This is a genomic window from Thermobifida fusca NBRC 14071 = JCM 3263, from assembly GCF_001592045.1.
GTDB lineage: Bacteria > Actinomycetota > Actinomycetes > Streptosporangiales > Streptosporangiaceae > Thermobifida > Thermobifida fusca.
Genome location: NZ_BCWB01000042.1, coordinates 1 through 14,334 on the forward strand (window position 1 = coordinate 1; position 14,334 = coordinate 14,334).

The 14,334-nt window shown below is 65.5% G+C and carries 13 protein-coding genes; 4 read left to right on the top strand and 9 right to left on the bottom strand.

The window, feature by feature from the left end:
• From TF1_RS10680 to TF1_RS10705, 6 genes are all read right to left on the bottom strand, one after another.
• Positions 1–308, bottom strand: a 308-nt coding sequence (locus TF1_RS10680; RefSeq protein ID WP_156482502.1) for an FAD-dependent oxidoreductase, incomplete at its 3' end; no start/stop codon positions are given.
• A 39-nt stretch (positions 309–347) separates the two neighbouring features.
• Positions 348–1,172: an ABC transporter permease gene (locus TF1_RS10685; RefSeq protein WP_011290730.1), complete on the bottom strand. Its 825-nt coding sequence runs from the start codon at positions 1,170–1,172 to the stop codon at positions 348–350.
• Entirely contained in the window at positions 1,169–2,032 is an 864-nt protein-coding gene (locus TF1_RS10690; RefSeq protein WP_011290729.1) for an ABC transporter permease, read from the bottom strand. The genes TF1_RS10685 and TF1_RS10690 overlap by 4 nt, the downstream gene beginning before the upstream one ends.
• Positions 2,033–2,038: 6 nt before the next feature.
• Positions 2,039–3,277, bottom strand: a complete 1,239-nt coding sequence (locus tag TF1_RS10695) for a polyamine ABC transporter substrate-binding protein (protein WP_011290728.1) — start codon at positions 3,275–3,277, stop codon at positions 2,039–2,041.
• Between the two features lie 53 nt (positions 3,278–3,330).
• Positions 3,331–4,485, bottom strand: coding sequence for an ABC transporter ATP-binding protein (locus TF1_RS10700; RefSeq protein WP_016188099.1), 1,155 nt, complete (start codon positions 4,483–4,485; stop codon positions 3,331–3,333).
• A gap of 93 nt (positions 4,486–4,578) precedes the next feature.
• Positions 4,579–6,033, bottom strand: a complete 1,455-nt coding sequence (locus TF1_RS10705) for a gamma-aminobutyraldehyde dehydrogenase (protein ID WP_011290726.1) — start codon at positions 6,031–6,033, stop codon at positions 4,579–4,581.
• Between the two features lie 241 nt (positions 6,034–6,274).
• On the opposite strand from TF1_RS10705, the gene TF1_RS10710 reads away from it, so the two are divergent.
• Entirely contained in the window at positions 6,275–7,663 is a 1,389-nt protein-coding gene (locus TF1_RS10710) for an aspartate aminotransferase family protein (RefSeq protein ID WP_011290725.1), read from the top strand.
• Positions 7,664–8,658: 995 nt separating this feature from the next.
• Positions 8,659–8,820 carry an LPXTG cell wall anchor domain-containing protein gene (locus TF1_RS16250; protein ID WP_159056018.1) on the top strand — a complete coding sequence of 54 codons (162 nt, stop codon included), beginning with the start codon at positions 8,659–8,661 and terminating at the stop codon, positions 8,818–8,820.
• Between the two features lie 75 nt (positions 8,821–8,895).
• Here TF1_RS16250 and TF1_RS10715 read toward each other — a convergent pair whose 3' ends face one another.
• Together TF1_RS10715 and TF1_RS10720 are read right to left on the bottom strand one after the other, a co-directional pair.
• Positions 8,896–9,660 (bottom strand): crotonase/enoyl-CoA hydratase family protein, encoded by a 765-nt coding sequence (locus TF1_RS10715; RefSeq protein ID WP_011290723.1) that lies wholly within the window; start codon positions 9,658–9,660, stop codon positions 8,896–8,898.
• Between the two features lie 11 nt (positions 9,661–9,671).
• Positions 9,672–10,445, bottom strand: a complete 774-nt coding sequence (locus TF1_RS10720) for an SDR family oxidoreductase (protein ID WP_011290722.1) — start codon at positions 10,443–10,445, stop codon at positions 9,672–9,674.
• Positions 10,446–10,772: 327 nt separating this feature from the next.
• On the opposite strand from TF1_RS10720, the gene TF1_RS10725 reads away from it, so the two are divergent.
• Positions 10,773–11,603, top strand: a complete 831-nt coding sequence (locus TF1_RS10725; RefSeq protein WP_011290721.1) for a hypothetical protein — start codon at positions 10,773–10,775, stop codon at positions 11,601–11,603.
• A 9-nt stretch (positions 11,604–11,612) separates the two neighbouring features.
• Positions 11,613–12,698: an ROK family glucokinase gene (locus TF1_RS10730; protein ID WP_011290720.1), complete on the top strand. Its 1,086-nt coding sequence runs from the start codon at positions 11,613–11,615 to the stop codon at positions 12,696–12,698.
• On the opposite strand, the gene TF1_RS10735 is transcribed toward TF1_RS10730, so the two are convergent.
• A complete protein-coding gene (locus TF1_RS10735) occupies positions 12,675–14,018 on the bottom strand; it encodes a KamA family radical SAM protein (protein WP_016188095.1) in 1,344 nt (447 codons plus the stop codon). The genes TF1_RS10730 and TF1_RS10735 overlap by 24 nt on opposite strands.
• Positions 14,019–14,334 lie beyond the last annotated feature (316 nt).

Sequence of the window (14,334 nt, forward strand, 5' to 3'; positions counted from 1 at the left end):
ACCCCGTTGGCGTGGCCGTGGGTGAGGCTGGACTCGCAGAAGCCGCCGTTGCGGCCGGACGCCGCCCATCCCACGGTGCGTGCTTCCAGCAGCACGACGTCCCGGTCAGGGTCGCGTTCTTTGGCGAGCAGCGCAGTCCACAGGCCGCTGTAGCCGCCGCCGACCACAGCCAGATCGGTGGTGATGTGTCCCCGCAGCTCCGGTTCCGGTTCGGGAACCGTGTGGCCCGCGACCTGGGGGTCCTGCCAGAACACCGTGGGTTTGGCGTCGGCGAGTGCGGCAGCGGCCAGACGTGCGAGAGCGGACACGGGATATCCCTCTTCTCGTCGGGAGGGTCGGCGCCCAGGTCAGGAGCGCCGCCGGGCGAGGATGATGTTGGTGATGGCGAGCAGCACACCCACCACGAAGATCAGCGTGCCCATCACGTTGACCTGCGGGGGGATGCCGACACGGGTGGAACCCCAGATCCACAGCGGGAAGGTGGTGAGGTCGCCGCTGACGAAGCTGGTGATGATGAAGTCGTCCACTGACAGCGCGAACGCCAGCAGGCCGCCCGCCATGATTGCGGGGAACAGCATGGGGAAGGTCACCAGCCGGAACGTGGTCCAACTGTCCGCGCCGAGGTCGCGCGCGGCTTCCTCAATGCTGGGGTCCATGGTCATGACCCGGGCCCGCACGGTGATCGCCACGAACGAGATGCTGAACATGACGTGCGCGATGATCACGGTGGTCATGCCCAGGGTCAGGTTGAGGGCGATGAACAGCGACAGCAGTGACGCGCCGATGACGACTTCGGGTGCGGAGATCGCGGCGAACATCACCAGGTTGCTGGCCTGCTGCCCGCGGAACCGGTAGCGGCCCATCGCCAAGCCGAGCAGGGTGCCGGTGATTCCGGCGATGAGCATGGTGGCGAACCCGATGAGCAGGGTGTTGAACAGCGCCTGGTTGAGGTCCGGGTAGACGAACGCCTTGCCGTACCACTTGAGCGTGAAGCCCTGCCAGGTGACGTTGTGGCGTCCGCTGATGTCGTTGAAGCTGAAGGCGATCATGCCCGCGATGGGCAGGAACAGCCAGACCAGGACGGCCCAGGTGAACACTTTGCCCAGTGTGATCCTGGGCCGCCGCTGGCGACGGGACACGGTTGCTTCGGCCTTGGTGGCTGTGGCGCTCATCCCGCCTGCACCTCCATCACCCGTTCAGTCCCCAGCGCCTTGGCGTAGCTGAAGATCCCGATGAGCAGGACCGACATCAGCACGAAGGTAATGGCCGCGGCGGTCGGGTACGCGTTGTTGACCAAGTACTGCGACTGGATGACGTTGCCGATCATGGTGTTGTGCGTGCCGCCGAGCACCCATGCGGTGACGTAGTCGGCGCTGCTAGGCACGAAGACCAGCAGGACGCCGGCGAAGACACCGGGCAGGGACATCGGCAGGATCACGTGGACGAACGCGTGGAATCGGGACGCGTACAGGTCGTAGGCGGCTTCCACGACCCTGTGGTCCACCTGTTCCAGCACCGCGTAGATCGGCAGGACCATGAACGGCAGGAAGGTGTATGCCAGTCCGAAGATGACCGCGATCGAGGTGCTGAGGACGCGCGCATCCTGCGGCAGCAGGTGGATGGCTTTGAGCGTCCCCAGGATCAGGCCGTCGTCGGCAAGCAGGAACTTCCAGGAGATGGTGCGCAGCACCTGGGTCACGAAGAACGGAAGTAGGAGGAGGAGAAGGTAGGTGGACTTGTGGGCGCCACCGTGGAAGGCGATCCAGTAGGCCACCGGGTAGCCGATGGCGATGCACAGTAGGGTGGCGGCCAGTCCATACCCGAGGGAGCGCAGGATGTGCTCCCAGTAGGTGGTGATCACTTCCGGGTAGATGCCGACGTTGAAGGTCTGCTGGAACCCCACGATGATGTTTCCGGTCATCAGGGACATCCACAGCAGGCCGACGATCGGCACTACGAAGAAGAGACCTAGCCAGATCCAGGCGGGCAGCGCCAGCAGGTAGGGGGCGGCCCTGTTCAGCAACCGTGTCATGGTTCCCTAAGCGTGGGTCACCGCTTGGAAGATGGAGTTGAATTCTTCGTCTTCCCCGGCTTCCACGTCCAACACCACGTAGTTGTGGAGTCTGGCGTAGTCGCTCTCGGAGGGGAAGACGAGGGGGCTGTTCGCCAGCTCTTCGAGGGCTTCTCTGTCTTCGCCGTCGAGTTCCGCGGCCCGGTCGAGCAGTACTTCCTTCGCGTGCGGCACCGGGCAGATGTAGTTGATGTACTCGGTGAGGCTCGCGGCGATGTCCGGGTCGTAGAAGAAGTCGATGAGCATGAGGGCGTCGACCGGGTTCTGCGCCGTGATCGGGATCGTCAGGTTGTCCGTCCACAGCGTGGCGCCCTCTTCGGGGATAACGAACTTGAGGTTGGTGCCTTCTTCGGCGTTGACCTGGTAGATGTCACCGGACCAGGCCATGGTGATCCAGATGTCGCCGTTGGTGAGCGGCTGGATGTAGTCCTGCTCGTAGTAGGCACGCACGATCCCGTCGTCGCGCTGCTTCTTCAGGACTTCGGCAGCGGCTTCCCAGTCCTCGGGGGTGGAGTCTTCCGGAGCGACACCGTTGTAGAGCAGCGCGAAGTTGGAGATCTCCTGCGGGTCGCGCATCATGCCGACCCGTCCCTTGAACTCGGGGTCCCACAGGTCCTTGATGGAGGTGATTTCGCGTCCGACCCGTTCGGGGTCGTAGGCGATGCCGGTGATCCCCGAGGCGTAGGGAACGGTGTACTGGTTGCCGTAGTCGTAGGCCGACATCGTGTAGAACTCGTCGGCGAACTCGGCAAAGTTCGTCAACTGGTCGCGCTTCAGCGGGGCGAGGTAGCCCAGTGCGATGAGCTTGGTGAGCTCCTGCCCGTTGCTGATGACCATGAGGTCGGCGCCGATGTCGTCGCCGTTGGCCAGGAGCGGCTGGATCTCTCCGAACCACGACGGCATGTCCTGGATGGCCTCGCTGTATTCGACCTCGATGCCGGTCTGCTCGGTGAACCGCTTGAGCTCCGGCTTTTCGGGGTCCATGTAGAGCGGCCAGTTGACGAAGCGGACTTTGCCGTTGCTTTCCTTCCCGTTCCAGAAGTTCTCCGAGGTGGTGGACTGCTGGCCCTGTCCCTCGATACCGCAGCCGGCGAGCGCCAGGGCGGCAGCGGAAAGACCAGCGAGTTTGAAGGTGTCGCGGCGGCTCACACGACGCTGGGTGAAGCCACGCAGCACAGCAGGATTGATGGTGTGTTTTCTACGCACGGTGCCGTCGTTCCTGAGTTAGGGGGGATGGTGCAGAGGAACGGCTGAACTGTTCAGCCTGGAAGCACGTAAGAGTGCTCGGGACGCCAGGACAGCCACACGGTGTCTCCGTGATCTGCGAGGTTGCTGGCGTCGGAGGAGTTCTGTTGAAACACCACGATGTCGGTGTCGTCAACCGTTCGCACAGTGTAGTGCGTCGTTGCTCCCAAATAGACAACCTCACGCACCGTACCGCGAATGCGACTTACATTGGCATCCGGCACATCTTTCCCAAGTCGGATCTTTTCAGGACGAACGGTAATTACGAGTCCCGAATCCGACATTTGTTGCGGGGTGTTCGCGAGGACGTGCTGGTCGCCGCCGTAGTCAATGCGGACGAGAGTGTCAGAGACCCGCTGCGCGGTCCCGGTGAGGATGTTGGAGGTGCCGATGAACCCGGCCACGAACCGGGTCGCGGGGGTCTCGTAGATCTGCGCTGGCGTGCCGAGCTGTTCGATCCGGCCCTTGTTCATGACGGCGATGCGGTCGGACATGGTCAACGCTTCACTCTGGTCGTGAGTGACGTAGACGAAGGTGATGCCGACCTCGCGTTGGATGCGTTTGAGCTCCAACTGCATGGCCTGGCGCAGTTTCAGGTCAAGAGCACCGAGAGGTTCGTCGAGCAGGAGTGCGCTCGGCCGGTTGACGAGGGCGCGGGCCAGTGCGACACGCTGCTGCTGACCCCCAGAAAGCTGCCTGGGCTTGTACTTGGCCCGGTCCCCCAACTCGACGAGTTCGAGCATTTCAGCGACCCGAGTGCGGATCTCGGCCGCGGGGACTTTCTTGCGTTTCAGTCCGAAGGCCACGTTCTCCGCGACGGTCATGTGCGGGAACAGGGCGTAGCTTTGGAAGACCATGTTGACGTCGCGGCGGTTCGGGGGAACCCCGGTGACGTCTTTACCGGACAGGCGCACGACTCCTGAAGTGGGCTCCTCGAAGCCGGCGATCATCCGCATGGTGGTGGTCTTGCCGCAACCGGAAGGCCCGAGCAGGGAGAAGAACTCCCCTTGACGGATCTCCAAGTCGATGGATTCGACCGCGGTGGTGGTGACCTGCCCGGATCGGTAGGTCTTGCTGACTTTTTCCAGACTGATGGCGGGGACTGCCTGGTTGCTCTCTGTCGCTACTACGCCAGGCGCGGCCGGTGTTTTTTCCGTCGTGGTCGCCATAGTCGGGGGTCCTTTGGTGGGGGTCGTACTCTGCGGCGGGCCCGAAGGCCCGCCGACCTCAATCCTGGTCCACGGCGTGGACCTGCCTCATGATCAGTCCCTGCCGATGTAGCTCATCACGTGCTTGATGCGCGTGTACTCTTCCAGGCTGTAAAGGGACAGGTCCTTACCGTATCCGGAGTGCTTGAAGCCTCCGTGCGGCATCTCCGCGATGATCGGGATGTGCGTGTTGATCCACACGCATCCGAAGTCGAGGCGACGGGAGACCCGCAGAGCGCGCGCGTGGTCCTTGGTCCACACACTGGATGCCAGTCCGTACTTTACTGAGTTGGCCCACGCGACCGCCGTGTCCTCGTCGTCGAAGCGCTGGACCGTGATGACCGGCCCGAAGATCTCTTCGGAGACCATCTCGTCGCCTTGGCGCAGGTTGGACACGACCGTGGGCGAGAAGAAGTAGCCGGGACGGTCCACGGCGGAACCGCCGGTGAGCACTTCGGCGTGGTCGGGGAGGCGCTCGAAGAAGCCGCTGACCCGGTCCAACTGGTTGGGGTTGTTCAGCGGACCGTAGTAAGCGTCGGTCTCGTCCGGGCCGGCGGTCTTGGTCTTCTTCGCCTGTTCAGCAAGTGCCGCGGCCAGGTCGTCGTGGATGCCGGGGGCGGCCAGCACGCGGGTGGCAGCAGTGCAGTCCTGTCCCGCGTTGAAGTACCCGGCTCCGGCGATGCCTTCGGCGGCCTTCTCGACGTCCGCGTCGTCGAAGACGATCACCGGGGCTTTGCCGCCCAGCTCCAGGTGGAGCCGCTTGAGGTCGCGGGATGCGGACTGGGCGACCTCGTATCCGGCGCGGGTGGACCCGGTGAGCGAGACGAGCCGCGGGATCGGGTGGTCGACGAGGGCGCGCCCGGTGTCGCGGTCACCAGTGACGACGTTGAACACGCCGGGCGGCAGGAATTCTGCGGCGATCTCGGCGAGCAGCAGAGTGGAGACGGGCGTGGTGTCGGACGGCTTGAGGACGATGGTGTTGCCCGCAGCGAGCGCCGGTCCGATCTTCCACGCGGCCATCGCCATCGGATAGTTCCAGGGAGTGATCTGGCCGACGACGCCGATGGGTTCGCGGCGGATCCAGGAGGTGTGGTCGGCCATGTACTCGCCGGCCGCCTTGCCCTCCAGCACCCGTGCCGCACCAGCGAAGAACCGCAGCGCGTCGGTGACCTGCCAGATCTCTTCCTCGCGCGTGGCCTTGACAGGCTTTCCGCAGTTCTCGACTTCGGCGGCGACAAGCTCGTCGGCGCGTTCCTCCACTGCGTCGGCGATCTTGTTCAGGATGATCTGCCGTTCGGCGGGGGTGGAGTCGCGCCACCCGTTCTCGAAGGCGTCGGCGGCGGCACGGAAGGCCCGGTCCACGTCTTCTGCCGTGGACACCGGTGCTTCGGCGTAGGCCTCACCCGTGGCTGGGTTGACGACCGGTGCGGTTCGGCCGTCGACGGAGTCTACGTACTCACCATTGATGAAGTTACGCAGGCGGCGCAGGCCGTCGGAGTGGCTGGTCACTTTCTACTCCTTGGTCAACTGCGTCACGGCAAACGCAGGGTTGTTATGCATACCCTGACAGAACCAACGACACAAAACAAGGGATTCCGTTGTAAATATCGCGTTTCACGACTAATACTTGACATGTCTGCTTTTGATGCAACTATTTTCATCGGGAGCACCGCGTGTTCCCACACTCTCTGTACGGAGGACGCCACAGCCCGGCCACCCCTCCGCTAGAACGCAGCTCTGGGGGAACCAAGTGACAGTGCGGTCAGGTAGTGGACTCGCGGCGAACGACTTTCAACAGGCGGCAAAAGACCACCTGTGGATGCACTTCACCGAGCTCGCGGCATACCAGGACACCGACGTCCCGGTCATCACGCGAGGTGAAGGGCCCTACGTCTACGACACTAACGGCAAACGGTACCTGGACGGTCTCGCCGGCCTGTTCGTCTCTCAAGTCGGCCACGGCCGCACCGAGATCGCCGAGGCGATCGCGGAACAGTCCCGGAAACTGGCCTACTTCCCGATCTGGACTTACGCCCACCCGACCGCCATCGAGCTGGCTGACCGCCTCGCCGACCTGGCGCCGGGAGACCTCAACCGGGTCTTTTTCACCACCAGCGGTTCCGAAGCCGTGGAGTCGGCCTGGAAGCTGGCCCGCCAGTACTTCAAACTCATCGGCCAGCCCACCCGGCACAAGGTGATCAGCCGCCGTATCGCCTACCACGGCACGACCATGGGCGCCCTGTCGATCACCGGCCTCCAAGCGATCAAAACCCCGTTCGAGCCGCTGGTGCCGAGCACGATCCAGGTGCCCAACACCAACATCTACCGGGCCCCGGTCCACGGCGACGACCCCGAAGCGTTCGGCCGCTGGGCTGCTGACCAGGTGGAAGAAGCCATCCTGCAGAACGACCCGGAGAGCATCGCAGCGGTCTACGTCGAGCCGGTGCAGAACTCGGGCGGCTGCTTCCCGCCACCTCCCGGCTACTTCCAGCGGCTCCGTGAGATCTGCGACCGCTACGGTGTCCTTCTCGTCTCTGACGAGGTCATCTGCGCGTTCGGCCGGGTCGGCGCGTACTTCGGCGCCCAGCGGTTCGACTACCTGCCGGACATCATCACCTTCGCCAAGGGTGTGACCTCGGGTTATGTGCCGATGGGCGGTCTTATCGCCCGGGAGCACCTGGTGGAACCGTTCCGGGAGGCGGGCAACACCTTCCTGCACGGCAGCACCTTCGCTGGCCACCCGGTGGCGGCCGCGGCCGCCCTGGCCAACCTGGACATCTTCGAACGCGAAGGCCTCATCGACCACGTGCAGGCCAACGCGCCGGCGTTCCGTGCGACCCTGGAGAAGCTGCTCGACCTGCCGATCGTGGGCGACGTGCGCGGCGAGGGCTACTTCTACGGGATCGAACTGGTCAAGGACAAGGAGACCAAGGAGACCTTCACCGACGAGGAAGCGCACCGCCTCCTCAAGGGCTTCCTCTCCCCCGCACTGTTCGACGCCGGCCTGGTGTGCCGCGCCGATGACCGCGGAGAGCCCGTCGTCCAGCTCTCCCCGCCCCTGATCTGCGGCCCCGAGCACTTCGCTGAGATGGAGAGCATCCTGCGCGAGGTCCTCACTGAGGCCTGGCAGCGGATCTGACCCTGGTCTTTCCCACCCTCGTCTTTCCGGGACCGGAAGGTGCGACAGCCTTTCCGGTCCCTTGCTGTTGCAGCCTGTCTACTGCTTCACGGTCCCGGTGCACACCGCCGGAGAAAGCACCCCACCAGCCCTGACGTACAGGAAACAGGAGACCACTCTCAGTTCATCAGCCATCGTTGTCACGATCATCTGCCGGTCAAAACTGGGTTGGCAGGGCCAATTGTTGACCAAGCGTACCGCGTGGCGAGTTTCAGGATTCCCCCCGACGGATTGTTGTTTGGGTTGCGCACCCGAAGCCCTGGGTGCGGAATCGGCAGCGCTCACTCCTGGGGGGAAGGTTGAGTCTTCTGGTGAGGGGAATTGCGGCGTCCGGACTCTCGGCTGCCTTGACTTTCTCCGCGATATCGTTCCTGGCCTGGCACACTGCTGACCGTTCCGTAACCGAGCCCGAGGCTGATTCGGCGACGGTGCTGGTCCACGATGCTTCGGACATCTCCGTCTGGGAATGCTTCTCTCCCGGCTCCGGGGCGGCAGGCTGCTCCGAGCGGGAACACCACAACCTTCCTGCTGGTGTGACCCTCCCCCCGAATGCCGCAGATCCGCGGGATCTCGCTGCTTCGTGGCCGACGGAATGGCCGCCTCCCGCGGCGACCCGGCTGGGAGGGGAAGCCTTGAACTCAACCTCTGGGCAGCACCACCACTCCCACAAGCCCACGCACCACCACCCGACTCATCTGCCCACGCATTCGCCTACCCATCGGCCGCCCCGGCCTACGCATCACCACCCGACGCACCACCCAACCCACTCACACCATCCGACGCACCACCCAACTCACCACCCGACCCACTCGCACAAGCCGACACACCACCCAACTCACCACCCGACCCACTCGCACAAGCCGACACACCATCCGACCCATTCGCACAAGCCGACGCATAAGCCCACCCACCACCCCACGCACTCGCCCACGCACTCGCACTCGCCGTCACCGTCGGTGGCACCGACGGCGCCTTCGACTCCCGGCGGCGGAACCCTGCCGGTGACGGGCAGCGAGACCTCGGCGTTCACTGTGATCGCTGCGGCTGCAGCGTTCCTCGGTGCCGTGCTCATCGCGATGACCCGACGCCGCCGTCCAGCCAGGCACCGGCTGAAGTAACCGCATGACTGTGGCCGTGCCACGGCACGGAGCGCCGTCAGCCGTGGCACAGCCACACCAGCAACCGAAGAGGTCCTACTCTCCGGTCCAGACGGGCTTGCGCTTCTCCGCGAACGCCGCCGCCCCTTCTGCCGCGTCCCGGCTGGTGAAGACCGGGCCGGTGAGCTCATCCTGGCGCTGCCACCGCTCCGCAGCAGACCAGTCTGCGGACTCGACGATGACCTGCTTGGAGACCGCGACGGCCAGCGGCGCGTTCTCCGCGATCCGCGCGGCGAGCTCCCGAGCCCCGTCCAGCGCCTTCCCACTGGGGGTGATCCGGTTGACCAGCCCCAGTTCAGCGGCCCGCGGCGCATCCACGAAGTCGCCGGTCAGCGCGAACTCCATGGCGATATTGCGGGGGATGCGCTGCGGCAGGCGCAGCAGCCCGCCCGCGGCGGCCACCAGGCCCCGTTTGACCTCGGGGATGCCGAACTTCGCGTCTTCGGCGGCGACCACGAGGTCGCAGGCGAGCACCGCTTCAAACCCTCCGGCCAGCGCATAGCCTTCCACCGCCGCGATCAGCGGTTTACGCGGCGGACGCTGGGCGAAACCGCCGAACCCGCGCCCCTCGATGATCGGGACCTCCCCGGCGAGGAAGGCTTTGAGGTCCATTCCCGCGCAGAAGGTGCCGCCTGCCCCGGTGAGGATCCCGACCGTGAGGTCCTTGCGGGAGTCGAGGTCGTCCAAAGCCGCAGCGATCTGCTCGGCCACCGCGCGGTTCACCGCGTTCTTCGCCTGGGGCCGGTTGATGGTGATGACGGCGACCCCGTCTGCCGCTTCGTAGAGAACTTCGTCGGCCATGCTTCCTTCCCCTACTTCGGCTGCATGCGCAGACCGCCATCGATCCGCACCACTTCAGCGTTGATGTAGCTGATCTCCAGCAGTGCCCGGACCAGCTGGGCGAACTCCGCCGGGGTACCCAGGCGCTTGGGGAAAGGCACCGGAGCAGCAAGCCGCTGCTTGAACTCCTCGGCTTCCGGCCCCTGGCCGTAGATCGGCGTATCAAGGATGCCGGGGGCGATCGTGTTGACGCGCACCCCGACCGCGGCCAGGTCGCGGGCGGCGGGAACCGTCATCCCGATGATTCCGCCCTTGGACGAGGAGTAGGCGATCTGGCCGATCTGCCCCTCGATCCCGGCCACGGAGGCGGTGTTGACGATCGCGCCGCGCTCACCGTCGTCGTTGATCGGCTCGGTTTTCGCCATCGCTGCTGCGGCTAGCCGCACCACGTTGAAGGTGCCGATCAGGTTGACGTCGATGATCTTGCGGAAGGAGGCGAGGTCATGCGGTGTACCGTCCCGGGCCACCGTGCGGGCCGCCCACGCGATGCCCGCACAAGACACCGCTGCTCGAAGCGGTTTCCCGGTGTCCACGGCGGCCTGGACCGCCGCCTGCACCTGGTCCTCGTCGGCGACGTCGGTGCGGACGAAGACACCGCCGACTTCCTTTGCCAGGGCCTCACCGCGTTCCGTGTTGACGTCCGCGATGACGACGGTCGCTCCAGCCGCCGTCAACTCCCGGACCGTTGCTTCTCCCAGACCGCTTGCGCCGCCGGATACGAGGGCGGCAACTCCGTTCAGTTCCATGGGGCGCACTCTATTAAGCAGCCCACCAAAAAACTAGAACGACGTTCGGTGTGGTGGGGAATTTCCCATCCCCCTACAGTGCTACTTCCGACATCCTGCACTCGCCCAGCCCGGGAAGTCCGCGACGGAACCGACCCCCATCGTGGAGGTTTTCACCACCAATATGGATGTCCGCACAGAAGTGTCGCCCCTACACTTTCCTATTCACCCACCAGGGCGTTGGACCGGGCATGCCTCCCCGTCCGATCGACCCCCGGGTACTCCGTGCCGTCCCGGCACCCCTCTCCCCTGGTTGCGAGCGCGTCCGTCCGGGCGAAGGAGGCATCTGTGAGCGAGTGGTTCGCCGTCCACATCGTGGCCACTGGCCGCTTGCCGCTCTTCAGCTTCTTTGTCGCATTCGTCGCCGGTTTCCTGATGATCCGCTGCAGTGTGCGGATGATCCGTGCCCGAGTGCGGTGGTGGCCCGGAAACCTCACCCCGTTCGGACTCCACATCCACCACGTGGTCTTCGGAGTAGCGTTCATGCTGATCGGCGGGGTCGCCGGGCTGCTCATCACCGACCGCGACGGCGCAGCCATGGCGACCGCCGCTGCCCTGTTCGGTTTCGGCGCCGCCCTCGTCCTCGACGAGTTCGCGCTGATCCTGCATCTGCGGGACGTGTACTGGACCGAACAGGGGCGCACCTCGGTCGACGCGGTGTTCGTCGCCATCGCCCTCAGCGGCCTGCTCCTGACCGGGCTGCGCCCCGTGGGCTGGGGGCTGTGGGGGATCACCGTGGACACCACCATCACCCAGATCGGGATGGTCGCGCTCATCCTCATCAACTTCGCGGGCGCCGCGGTGAGCCTGCTCAAAGGCAAGATCTGGAGCGGCATCATCGGGATCTTCATCCCCGTGATCAGCATCATCACCGCGATCCGCCTCGCCGTGCCCGGCTCCCCGTGGGCGCGGTGGCGCTACCCGGAAGGATCCGCCAAACTCGCCGCCGCGATCCGCCGCGACCAGCGACTGCGCCGCCCGTTCATCCGCGCCAAAATCTGGTTCCAGGAACTCATCGCCGGGCGCCACGACCTCATCCTGGAACCTTCCCCCGCGTTCCACCAGCAGCTCCCGACTGTTTCGGAGCGGTCAACCCCACCGGTCCGCCACGTCGACTAGTGTCACCGCGTGGTCTTCACGCGAACAACTGGACGCCGCACACGCGGACTCGTCATCGGCATCGACATCGGAGGTACGAAAGTCGCGGGAGGTGTCGTCACCCCCGCCGGACACGTACTGGACCGGATACGCACAGAAACCCCAGACCGCAGCAAAAGCCCCAAAATCGTCGAAGACACCATCGTCGACGTCGTCGAACAGTTACGCCGCGACCATCGCATCCAGGCAGTCGGCATCGGCGCCGCCGGATTCGTCGACGCACGGCGCTCCACTGTCCTCTTCGCCCCTCACCTGTCCTGGCGCGATGAACCGTTGCGGGAAGCGCTCCAGGACCGGCTCGGGCTTCCCGTCATCGTGGAGAACGACGCCAACGCCGCAGCATGGGCCGAAACCCGCTTCGGCGCTGGACGCGGCGTCCGCGATGCCGTCGTGGTGAACCTCGGCACCGGCATCGGCGGAGCCATCATCATCGACGGCGCACTGCGGCGCGGCCGCTACGGGCTGGCTGGAGAGTTCGGCCACATGGTTGTCGTGCCCGACGGGCACCGCTGCGAATGCGGCAACCGGGGCTGCTGGGAACAGTACGCCAGCGGCAACGCGCTGACCCGGGAGGCCCGGGAACTCGCCGCGGCGCATTCGCCCATGGCTTCCCGCCTGCTCGACGCGGCAGGCGGCGACCCCGCCCAGATCACTGGGCCGCTGGTCACCGCCCTCGCCCGTGAAGGCGACCGCGCCTGCATCGAACTCTTGGAAGACCTCGGCGCCTGGCTCGGCGCCGGACTAGCAAACCTCGCCGCGGCGTTCGACCCGGAACTGTTCATCATCGGCGGCGGGGTGTGCGAAGCCGACGAACTGCTGCTCGCTCCGGCGCGCGCCCACTTCCACCGCGCGCTCACCGGCCGCGGCCATCGGCCCGAAGCCCGGATCGTGCGGGCCGCTCTCGGCAACGACGCCGGGCTGATCGGCGCCGCTGACCTGGCCCGCAGCCTTCCCCTCCGCGGGCTCCGGCTGCCGGGAGGTGCGGCGCGGTCCCGGCTCTTCTTCCGCCCGCCGGGACCGCGACCGCGGCGGTCAGGGGTGCGGGGTGTCGACTAGCGCACCAGGCTCGCTGGGCGCTTCCTCCTCGTAAGGGAAGCGGGTGGCGCCCAGCGCGGGCTTCAAATCGAACAGCCACACCGCCTTCTCGTCGTACTTGGCGAAGAACGGGCGGTTGACCAGCTCGGGGTTCCGGGCCTGGATGAAGTGGAGCATGAACACCTTCTCACCGTTGATCTCGGTGATGCCGTCCACGCACACCTTGCCCGGGGTCGCCGACATCGACGGGCCCCGCACCGTCCGCGCCAGACCCGACACGCTGTTGTAGGCCTTGCGGAAAATCTCGTAGGCCTGGGCGAGCGGCACCGCGAAGTAGTCCTGCGGCCCGGTGTCGCGCTCCACGAACATGTAGTAGGGGATCATGCCGAGCCGCACCTGGGTGCGCCACATGGTCGCCCAGGTCTCCGAGGAGTCGTTGATCGTGCGGATCAGCGGCGCCTGGGTGCGGATGACCGCGCCGGTGTCACGGATCCGCCGCACCGCCTCCCGCACGATGTCCGGCTCCAGCTCCCGCGGGTGCGAGAAGTGCGCCATGAACGCCAGGTTCTTGCCGGAGTTCACGACCTGTTCGAACAGGCGGAGCGTGTCATCGGCGTCCGGGTCGGTGACAAACCGCTGCGGCCAGTAGGCCAGCGCCTTGGTGCCGATACGGATCGACTCCAGCGTCTCCACCTCGAGCAGCGGCTCGATGTAGCGGCGCAGCACCGCCTCGCCCATGATCATCGGGTCACCGCCGGTCAGCAGGACACCGGTGACCTCGGGGTGCTGCCGCAGGTAGGCCACCAGGCGGTCGATCTCGTCGGAGGCCATCTTCAGGTCGGGCTCTCCCACGAACTGCGCCCAGCGGAAGCAGTAAGTGCAGTAGGAGTGGCAGGTCTGTCCCTGCTTGGGGAAGAACAGCACAGTCTCCGGGTACTTGTGCTGCACGCCCGGCATGGGCTCGTCGTCCATCTTGGGTAGGTTGAGCTGCAGCTGCCCAGCCGGGTGGGGGTTGAGTCTGGCTCGCACCTCACTGGCGACCCGGTTGATCTCCTGGCGGGGCGCGTCCTTGCGCAGCAGGTCGGCAATGCGCGCCACATCCGCTTCGGGAAGCATGTCCGCCTGCGGGAAAGTCAGCCGGTAGATGGGGTCGTCGGGAGCAGCGTCCCAGTCGATGAGCTCGTCGATGACATACGAGTTGACCCGGAACGGCAGAACCGTGGCCACCGCGCGGATCGCGAGCCGCTCTTCTTCCCCGAATCCCGCACGGGCGGTCAATTCATCGAGGTGTTTCGACGTGTAGGCACGAAACCGGCGGCCAGCGGACGCCTGGGGTGCCATGTCGTGCGTCAAGCTCACGTCTCTCCTCTCGTATCACATGTCACTCGGTCAACGGTTGGCCAACCATAAGTGACATTGCGGTCGCACTGTGTGCGCACATCGGACTCGTTGTTGACCTTGTTGGCGCGGTCCGGGGGTGACAGGGGCTGCGTCGCCCCCGTTCACATGCGAAGTCCGATTCCGGCAGGCTTTCTACCCTATTCATCCCCTTGTGGGGCGAGAATTCCGGATACGGCATTATCCAGAAAACACAGCAATTTCCCAGCTTCCCGACTGGATGACGGTGCTCTGACACCCGGGTCCCCCCATAGTGCCC

Coding starts and splice junctions, on each gene's coding strand:
- TF1_RS10720 (WP_011290722.1), bottom strand. CDS start 10,445: ATGGAACTGAACGGAGTTGCCGCCCTCGTATCCGGCGGCGCAAGCGGT.
- TF1_RS10700 (WP_016188099.1), bottom strand. CDS start 4,485: ATGGCGACCACGACGGAAAAAACACCGGCCGCGCCTGGCGTAGTAGCG.
- TF1_RS10735 (WP_016188095.1), bottom strand. CDS start 14,018: ATGGCACCCCAGGCGTCCGCTGGCCGCCGGTTTCGTGCCTACACGTCG.
- TF1_RS10690 (WP_011290729.1), bottom strand. CDS start 2,032: ATGACACGGTTGCTGAACAGGGCCGCCCCCTACCTGCTGGCGCTGCCC.
- TF1_RS10685 (WP_011290730.1), bottom strand. CDS start 1,172: ATGAGCGCCACAGCCACCAAGGCCGAAGCAACCGTGTCCCGTCGCCAG.
- TF1_RS10715 (WP_011290723.1), bottom strand. CDS start 9,660: ATGGCCGACGAAGTTCTCTACGAAGCGGCAGACGGGGTCGCCGTCATC.